The 7,870-nt window shown below is 40.8% G+C and carries 6 protein-coding genes; 1 reads left to right on the forward strand and 5 read right to left on the reverse strand.

Going from position 1 to position 7,870, the window contains the following annotated elements; all coding sequences use genetic code 11:
* Positions 1-134 precede the first annotated feature (134 nt).
* Positions 135-494, forward strand: coding sequence for an IS110 family transposase (locus NC796_RS26210; protein ID WP_310688823.1), 360 nt, complete (start codon positions 135-137; stop codon positions 492-494).
* Positions 495-720: 226 nt separating this feature from the next.
* Here NC796_RS26210 and NC796_RS26215 read toward each other — a convergent pair whose 3' ends face one another.
* The 5 genes from NC796_RS26215 to NC796_RS26235 all read right to left on the reverse strand — a co-directional run bounded on the left by NC796_RS26215 (position 721) and on the right by NC796_RS26235 (position 7,525).
* Entirely contained in the window at positions 721-885 is a 165-nt protein-coding gene (locus NC796_RS26215) for a hypothetical protein (RefSeq protein ID WP_310688824.1), read from the reverse strand.
* Positions 886-1,027: 142 nt separating this feature from the next.
* Positions 1,028-1,759, reverse strand: a complete 732-nt coding sequence (locus tag NC796_RS26220) for a class I SAM-dependent methyltransferase (protein WP_310688826.1) — start codon at positions 1,757-1,759, stop codon at positions 1,028-1,030.
* 237 nt (positions 1,760-1,996) lie between these two features.
* Positions 1,997-3,871: a serine hydrolase domain-containing protein gene (locus tag NC796_RS26225; RefSeq protein ID WP_310688827.1), complete on the reverse strand. Its 1,875-nt coding sequence runs from the start codon at positions 3,869-3,871 to the stop codon at positions 1,997-1,999.
* Positions 3,872-4,185: 314 nt separating this feature from the next.
* Positions 4,186-6,822 (reverse strand): TrlF family AAA-like ATPase, encoded by a 2,637-nt coding sequence (locus NC796_RS26230; protein ID WP_310688828.1) that lies wholly within the window; start codon positions 6,820-6,822, stop codon positions 4,186-4,188.
* Positions 6,823-7,072: 250 nt separating this feature from the next.
* Positions 7,073-7,525 carry a VOC family protein gene (locus NC796_RS26235; protein WP_310688829.1) on the reverse strand — a complete coding sequence of 151 codons (453 nt, stop codon included), beginning with the start codon at positions 7,523-7,525 and terminating at the stop codon, positions 7,073-7,075.
* Between the last annotated feature and the right edge of the window lie 345 nt (positions 7,526-7,870).

The following is a 7,870-nucleotide window of genomic DNA, read 5'->3' on the forward strand; positions in this document are numbered from 1 at the left end:
AGGCTAATCGACCACTACGACCCCATCATTAAGGAACTGGACACCCGGATCCTGGCCCTGGCCAAAGGCCACGACCCGACCAGCCTGCACCTGTTGCAATCGGTCCCGGGGATCGGGGAGGTTCTCTGCTGACCATGCTCTACGAGATCCACGATATCGGGCGCTTTCCTTCCGGCGGAGAGTTTTGTTCCTACGCCCGGCTGGTCAAGGGGCAAAAATCTTCCAATGGCAAAGTCTACGGGACCGCCGGCGGGCGGATCGGCAACGCCCACCTGCGGTGGGCCTTTTCCGAAGCAGCGCTGCTGCAGGTGCGCGGCAACAAGCTGGCCGAGAAATATTACAATCGGCTGATCGCCCGCCACGGGAAGGCCAAGGCGCTGACCATCGTCGCCAAACGCCTGGGAACCGCCGTGTACTACATGCTCAAAAGAAAAGAGCCCTTTAACGAGCACAAATTTTTAGGACGATCTCCAGTGCATACCAAAAGGAACTAAAAGGGGCGCTGCCGCCAGCCCGAGGTCTAACTGAGCCTGATGGCAAGAGCCTTCTGCCAGCCAACTTACTATGACTGCTACGCAGATCATTTCCCGGCTGGCCAGGCCTGGGTGCCGAGCTCAACGCGCGTGATTGGAGGCGGCAGCGGCCCCGGAATATACTCGATGCCTGGCAGGTGGAGTGCCGGAACCATCGGCGTCTGCTGCCCCTGCTCCGAGATGACCCCTAACTGGAATGGCCCGGCCGGGCCATAGCCCCGCGCGTGATCATCCGGGCCGGAGGGCACGCATCCCGAAAGCGTTCGGGAAGCCGTCCCGCAACGGCGGGACCATCCGTTGGCCGGCTGGTTCGACCGATGTGATGTTGAGCCTCTATATATGTTTGGTGCATTCCGACCGCTGTCGGAATGCCAACCATCGTTGAATACTGCCTGCAGCAGCAACCACCGGAAAGGAGATCGAATGCAGAAAGGCGAGGAAAAAATCTTGCCGGGGAGAACTATTGGCGCTTGACATTGGAGGCCATATATAGGTTATACGGCCTGTAAAGTTTTAAAAGCTTTAAACCCATGCAAGCCTGATAACAATGGAGTTTCTTCATATTCTCTGATTCTTTTCACAAAGAATCCACATGATTCTAGTTGTCTCTTGATAGAATTCGGCGAAATTAATTGTAGCTGATGTGTTTCCTTCCTTCGACGATACAGTTCACCGACACGTATGAATGTTGTTATTTTACGTGTTAGTATTTTGCCTTCAGCAGATACTTCGGTCAGTACAGTCCAATCCTGATGTTCGATAAAAGAACGCTTTTTATCTTCAGGCGTGCGGTCAGGTCCAGCTATATCGAATAGAAAAAGCCCACCAGGACGTAGAGCAGAGAAAACATTTTCAAAAAGTTTCCTCCTTGTTATATCGTTACTTTCCTCATCGAATTTGTAGTTTAATACCTCACCGATGGCACATACACCAACACAGGCTGGTAACTCAGTTCCAACAAAAGATCTGACATGAAACGTGCCCTCAGGAACTCTTTCACGTGCAATACGGATAAAATCCTTGGAGATATCCAGTCCGATCACCTGATATCCATAATTAGAAAAAATTTGGGCTGCTGTACCGCTACCGCACCCTAGATCCAAAACAGTCCCTTCCAATAATTGGTTGCTTTGCAGTTCTGCTACAAGCGTGTGTGCTGCTGCTTTGGCAAACTGCCCAAAACCATCATCATGAATATATGCAAGGTCTGATTTGTAGTAGTTCATGCAATAATTTTTAAAAAGTCATATAACGCCCCACGGTTTAACCGACTTATCCTAACTGGCAGGTAATCATATTAAAACTCGGAATTTCTGTAAGTTCACAAATTTTGAATTATCAATCAGCGGCAAAATCCGAGTTGAAACCGGTGTTATAGGGCGTTTTATTAATCGATATAGAAGTGGTTTTACGATTTAAGTAAACACCCGTTTTAATGGCGTAAATATTTTGTTAGCAGCAGTTTAATTTCGGAAAACAATGTCATAGCTATTGAATATCAGATTATTGATTCCATACCCTAGCAGCAGTAGAACAAGGAATGAGTAATAGAATTTCTGCATTTTTGTTAACTGTCCAAATCGAAAAATAAACATCACCAAACCAACTAATGCTAAAATACCGAATAAAAGGTTGAATAGACCATAAGCCGTAACCTCCCAAGGCACTTCGTTTACGTAGTATGAGATAAAGTCTTGGTGTGCAGAAAATAAATACATCACAGAAAAAACGGATAGTAGACCAGACCACATACAGGAAGCAAAAATAATTTTAAGTTTATTAATCTTTGTCCAGTCTTTTTTTCGAAGATAGGAAACCACCCAAATAAGAGGAACAATTAAAAATATTAGGAGACTTAAAGCCCGAAAGGGAAATTGGAATTTAAGGGTCTCATACCAATGTAATTTTTGTAAAGTAGCAATAACGGGTATGGGGAAGGGAGTGGTGGTTTGGATTATTTCCCTTCCACCCGATTCCCCAAAACTTAAAGTTCGATGGATACTTCTTGTTGTATCAACGAATGTATTATCTCCAACAGGAATAAATTCCTCAATGTTGCTACCTGAAGCAAGTACCAGATTTCCTGTTTCGTTTTGAAATACTTCTACCTGCGGTAACCAGGTTAATATTTTTATTTTCCCAATATCATGCCGGGGATAGGTAGGACGGGTGTAGGAGCCTTCAAAAGCATCCGGCAGTTTTGTATTCACCCTTTCATTAGGTGGATCAGCATACTGTTTCAAATAATTATTCAAGAAGAAAGACACTAATTCTCTTATTAAAATATTTCCTGAACTACTGTTCGTATTGATAAATAATCCAACATTCTCTTCTCTAAACAGGTGCATTTCTGTACGAAAGTGTTCTACATCTCCATTGTGAGAATGTATCAAGCCATTGGAAGTCTGTGTGGTTGTAATGCCGAAACCAAAAGAAAACTTCTCGTTGTCATTATAAGTAAATACGGGTTTACCTACCTGAGTCAGCAAATTTTCATTCCAGCCTTTTTCGATTTGCAAAGAATCCGGACTTAGTAAACCCCTCATATACTTGCCCATATCATCCGCAGTGCTGTATAATTTTCCGGCCATATAAGAAATGCTACCCCAATGTTTTGAAATAGGAAATAAGCCGGTACTTGTATTCACATAACTCATTGGCTGGTTGGGTAAATTACTGTCTAGGTACACCCCAGTGTTATTCATGTCCAGAGGATCGAAAATAAACTCCTGATAATAATCCAGTAACGATTGCTTGCCATTTTTTTCAAGAATATAGGCTGCAAGAGCAGCTCCTAAAAAATCAGAATAGGAGATTAATTCACCTGCAGGTCTAATTTGGTTAATATTTAGCTTTTGCAAGTGGCTCTTTAGAGATGCAGTATTTGTATAGTCAGCTGTACAACATCCAAACTCTTTGTCATCTAATCCGGCGCTATGAGACATCAAGTGGTTCAGGGTAATAGAATCTTCAAAGGGTCTATCAAACTCGAAATCAAGGTAGTGTGAGATATCTGTGTTTTTATCCAGAATACCCCGGTTGACTGCTTCCTGAATGGTCACTCCAGTAAATGTTTTGGATACTGATCCAATAATAAATCTTGATTGGTACGAATCTACTGGTTTGCCAGTTTCAATATTTTCAACTCCGAAACCCCTTATATATAAAACCTCAGTTCCTTTGGTGATCACAATTTGTACCCCTGGAATACTCAAACTATCCATCAAGCCTTCAACAACAGGGGTTATGGCTGAATATGGAGATTCATGGTTCTGCGCGTTTGCTGAAAACAATGGGAGAGTAATCAACAGTGAGAAGATGAGCTTTTGTTTTATCATTATCCCCTCCATTTTTCACTGCTTACATTGGCCTAATATCAACGCTATTTTGGTCATTTCTTCTTAGTGTGCAAATTTTCATATCATATTTAATATAGTCAGAACACTCATAAAATGTATCTGAACTAATTAAATATTTTACTTGAGTATCTGAGCTTGAGGATGTTGTTTAAGCCCTATAACGACATTGCGCATAAGCTGCGCACGGATTGATGTTGAATTAGCAACTAACGAAAGAAGAGATGTAAAACCAAAAGCGGCAGAGAATTGGCGAGGTGCGTCCGCGTTAATGCGCTGGTTAGTGGGCTCGCTATCTAATTTTGTAAATGTTTTTTGTATTTCTTTGTCTTTAATTCAAAAGACCGATTCCCTCCTTCGAGATGTAATATTATTTCTTTTCGTACATCCTTTCTTTCTATAGCTCCATGAACTGATATGTCAGTTGTACTGGAAGTCGCTTTAAGAACTTGAAAGCGGTCTGCATCGCCTGCAACAGCAACCGTTGGATTGTGAGTTGTGAGTAAAAATTGTCTTTGCTCTTTTCTAGATCGAATTGGGGTTGTTATATCTTCAAATACTGATGCTAAGTCTAAAGCATCTTCTGGTTGATCAATTAAAATTGGAGAGTCATTATCTGTCAGTGCAATCATAAGCAATGCTGAAGATTTTTGTCCAATTGATAACTCTGATAACTTACCAAAGGAACCATCTTGTTTTTTTAATTCGATAGTTGGGGCATCATCCATTAAATCTTGATGTTGAAGGGAAAGCATCTCCTGAATATTTAATGATTCACATGCCCCTTCATAAATTCTTTCTGCTAAATTTCCATCAATACCTGTAACTTGCTCCAATTCAGTAGCATCACCTTCAAGAAGAATTTTTCCAAATTCCCTTGGCGTAATTTTATAAGCAAGTTTTTTTAAATCTTCGTGCCTAGTGTGAGTACCTCTGCATATTTCAATTAATCGTTCTTCAAACTTTTCCCGATTCCCATTCTTTGTAAGTGATAAACGGAGTCTTTCTTCAGTGGCTTCAGTAATTTCTTCATATTTGGTTGATCTTAATTCAAATATGCTATTCCTAACTCCTTCTAATTTATCAAGATGTTCATCTCTTTTAACTTTGTAATCAGAGGCATTATTTGCTATTGATTGAGAATTTGATAGCGATTCTTTTAAATCCTTCAATTCGAGATCTAACTCTTCTCTTTTTTTGGTAAGACTCGGAGCATCACCTCCAGCTTCTTCTGCCCATTCTTCATATGCTTCTTTTGCATTTTCCAGTTCATCGTCCCAATCTTCTCTCAAATTTTGCAACTCCGTGATCTTAGTTTCAATAAGACCTATAGATTCCTGTAGTGATGTTTTGATTTCCTCTTTATTAGTAAGAGAGAGATCATTAAAGTTATTCGATAGGGTATCACGTTCAAGTTCTTCCGGTAGATCCGGCAAATCATCTGAGTCTATTTTTTCCTTTTCTTCTCTTAATGATTTTTCCCATTTATTTAGTTGCTGAGTATGTTCATCCAAATAGTCCTTTTTTGTTAACATCTGGTTATAGGTTACATGTTCTCCTGACCCTAACTGGCGATCAATCTCAGCTATCTTTTCTTCTACACTTGCTATTTCCGTTTTAAGTTGATTGCACTTTTCAGCTTCAGATATACAATTGGCAAGATCCTGATCAAGAGCATCCAACTGTTCTTGGATTTTTCTCAATTCTCGGAATAATGAAGTCAAATCAAGTAATCTGTCAACAAGACTTAACTGAGCTGTTTCATCCCTAGCAATTTCAACTGCTTCCGTTTGGCTGTAGGCCATAATTGGGAAAAGCTCATCAACTTCTCCATCATACTCAGAATTATCTGAGGGTCTTAAAACATTATTAGGATTCGTTTCTCCATTATAAACTCTAGTTATTTTAAACTCCTGTCCGCTCTTTGAAACAACTTGTATCTCAACTGAACAACCAAGACCAAACCTTTTTTCGAGTTTACTTTTATGATCTTTTGATATTTGTTCTAAATCAGATTCTTGATTTAAGCCAAACCTTATTGCTTCAACTAATAACGACTTTCCAACCCCCTTGCCACCTACGATACAATTTAAGCCTTCGTGAAAATGATACGAACCACTCAAAAACCCTTGAGAAACTGAAACATTTTTGATGTAAGGACCTATTGATTCAGAAAATGGAGATATATCTTCATCCGTTCTAATTCTTATCTCTGGGTCATAGAAACATTGTCTTAAACCATTGAGGTTTACTTCATCCATTTTAAAGTATGAATACTGTAACGCAATTCCATCCAAAGAATGTCCATTATCACCCGTAGCAGGATTATCCGAAGCCCTATGAACAGGTAAGGCTCTTTTGTAATTTTGGTCATTCCCATCCAATAAAGACCTATATCTATCAGTATCACTTACTTCCACACTAGCAACGCGAGGATTATTCATGATTTTATTTCGTTGCTGACCTCTCATATCACTTAAAACGCCCTTGCTTGAATTTGCATGGGCAAGTATTGGAAGAGCACCACTATTGTATATTAAATCAACTATATCATTAACACTCTTTGGGGAAATTGCTTCTTTATTGCCACGCATTTCAGATGTGATATCAGCTTTTGCAAGCAAATCATTTACAGCGTCTTCATTTTTTTCTGGGTCAAATAATGCAATTATATGTATGCCACCTTCACCACCCGAGGCAGTTATCTCAGTACCTGGAAACACTTTTAAATATGTAGAATCAGCGGCTCTTTTGACTCTGTCAATCCAACTTGCGGTGTTGTGATCCGTAATAGCGATTCCATCTAATTCTCGATCTAATGCTGCTTGTACTAATTCTTCTGGTGATATTTCTCCACCTTCCCAATCATGGGATGCAGGTGTATGCAAATGTAAATCTAATTTTCTCCATTTTTGCCCGCGTGTTGTAGCCATTATGTATATACTCTTATTTGAATGTTAAAGAAGTTGAGCCCACTAACGACCTGGCGCATAAGCTGCAGGCGCCAACGTGTTGAGATTACCTGCAAATGAAAGGTTAACTAATAAATAGCAGGCGGGCAAGAACCGGCGAGGCCTGTCCGCTTAATGCGCGGGTTATATGGCGGCTCTTGCGTGAGAATGTATTATTCAATGGTCTCAGCTATGCGCTGCTTTTATTGTCTAGTTTATACTAGACATCTATTCATTTATTATTGAGCTCTTCTGCCAGCCCGATCAGAAGCCCTTCAGTTCCACGAATGTAACAGAGCCGATACGAGTCTTCATACTGAACCACTTCTCCAACGAGCTGAGCACCATAATTTGTGAGTCTGGATACTATTTCGTCAATATTTTCAACGGTGAACATGACGCGAAGGTATCCAAGAGCGTTCACAGGGGCAGTTCGATGATCTGAGATAGTAGGCGGGGTGAGAAATCGCGAAAGCTCGAGCCGGCTGTGGCCATCGGGGGTAACCATCATAGCAATCTCTACGGACTGAGTGCCCAATCCGGTTACGCGACCAGCCCATTCACCTTCGACAGTAGTTCGTCCTTCGAGTATTAGGCCAATCTCCTGGAAAAAAGAGATGGCCTCATCGAGGGATTCAACAACGATGCCGACATTGTCCATTCTTAGTAATTTGTTTTTTGCCATAGCTTTATTTCCTAATGTGTATAAAGTTATTATCTCACATAAAGTCTTGCTGAATTAAGTTGCGCATAACATTGGCATAACGCCAATGAAATTCACTTGAATTATATTGACTGGATAGACAATTCACGCGGTGGAAATGCGACATTACCAAAGGGCAATTAAGACAATAACTATTATTATTGAGCAGAATTCAAAGCCATATAACTTTAACTTATATCAACGCGTTTAGGGGTTAATCTTAAACAGCTAATGCATGTTTAATACGATTGATGGGTTGATCGTTTTGCCAATTGATGTACTGTAATAGCGTTACAGAGGCTACTTTGCTGATCAATCTAGCTCGCA

The sequence above is a fragment of the Aliifodinibius sp. S!AR15-10 genome, assembly GCF_031569985.1.
In the GTDB taxonomy this organism is placed as follows: Bacteria; Bacteroidota; Rhodothermia; order Balneolales; family Balneolaceae; genus JAMQKA01.

Excerpts from the sequence above, each read along its gene's own strand:
- NC796_RS26220 (WP_310688826.1), bottom strand. The coding sequence starts at position 1,759 with ATGAACTACTACAAATCAGACCTTGCATATATTCATGATGATGGTTTT.
- NC796_RS26215 (WP_310688824.1), bottom strand. The coding sequence starts at position 885 with ATGCACCAAACATATATAGAGGCTCAACATCACATCGGTCGAACCAGC.
- NC796_RS26210 (WP_310688823.1), top strand. The coding sequence starts at position 135 with ATGCTCTACGAGATCCACGATATCGGGCGCTTTCCTTCCGGCGGAGAG.
- NC796_RS26235 (WP_310688829.1), bottom strand. The coding sequence starts at position 7,525 with ATGGCAAAAAACAAATTACTAAGAATGGACAATGTCGGCATCGTTGTT.
- NC796_RS26225 (WP_310688827.1), bottom strand. The coding sequence starts at position 3,871 with ATGATAAAACAAAAGCTCATCTTCTCACTGTTGATTACTCTCCCATTG.
- NC796_RS26230 (WP_310688828.1), bottom strand. The coding sequence starts at position 6,822 with ATGGCTACAACACGCGGGCAAAAATGGAGAAAATTAGATTTACATTTG.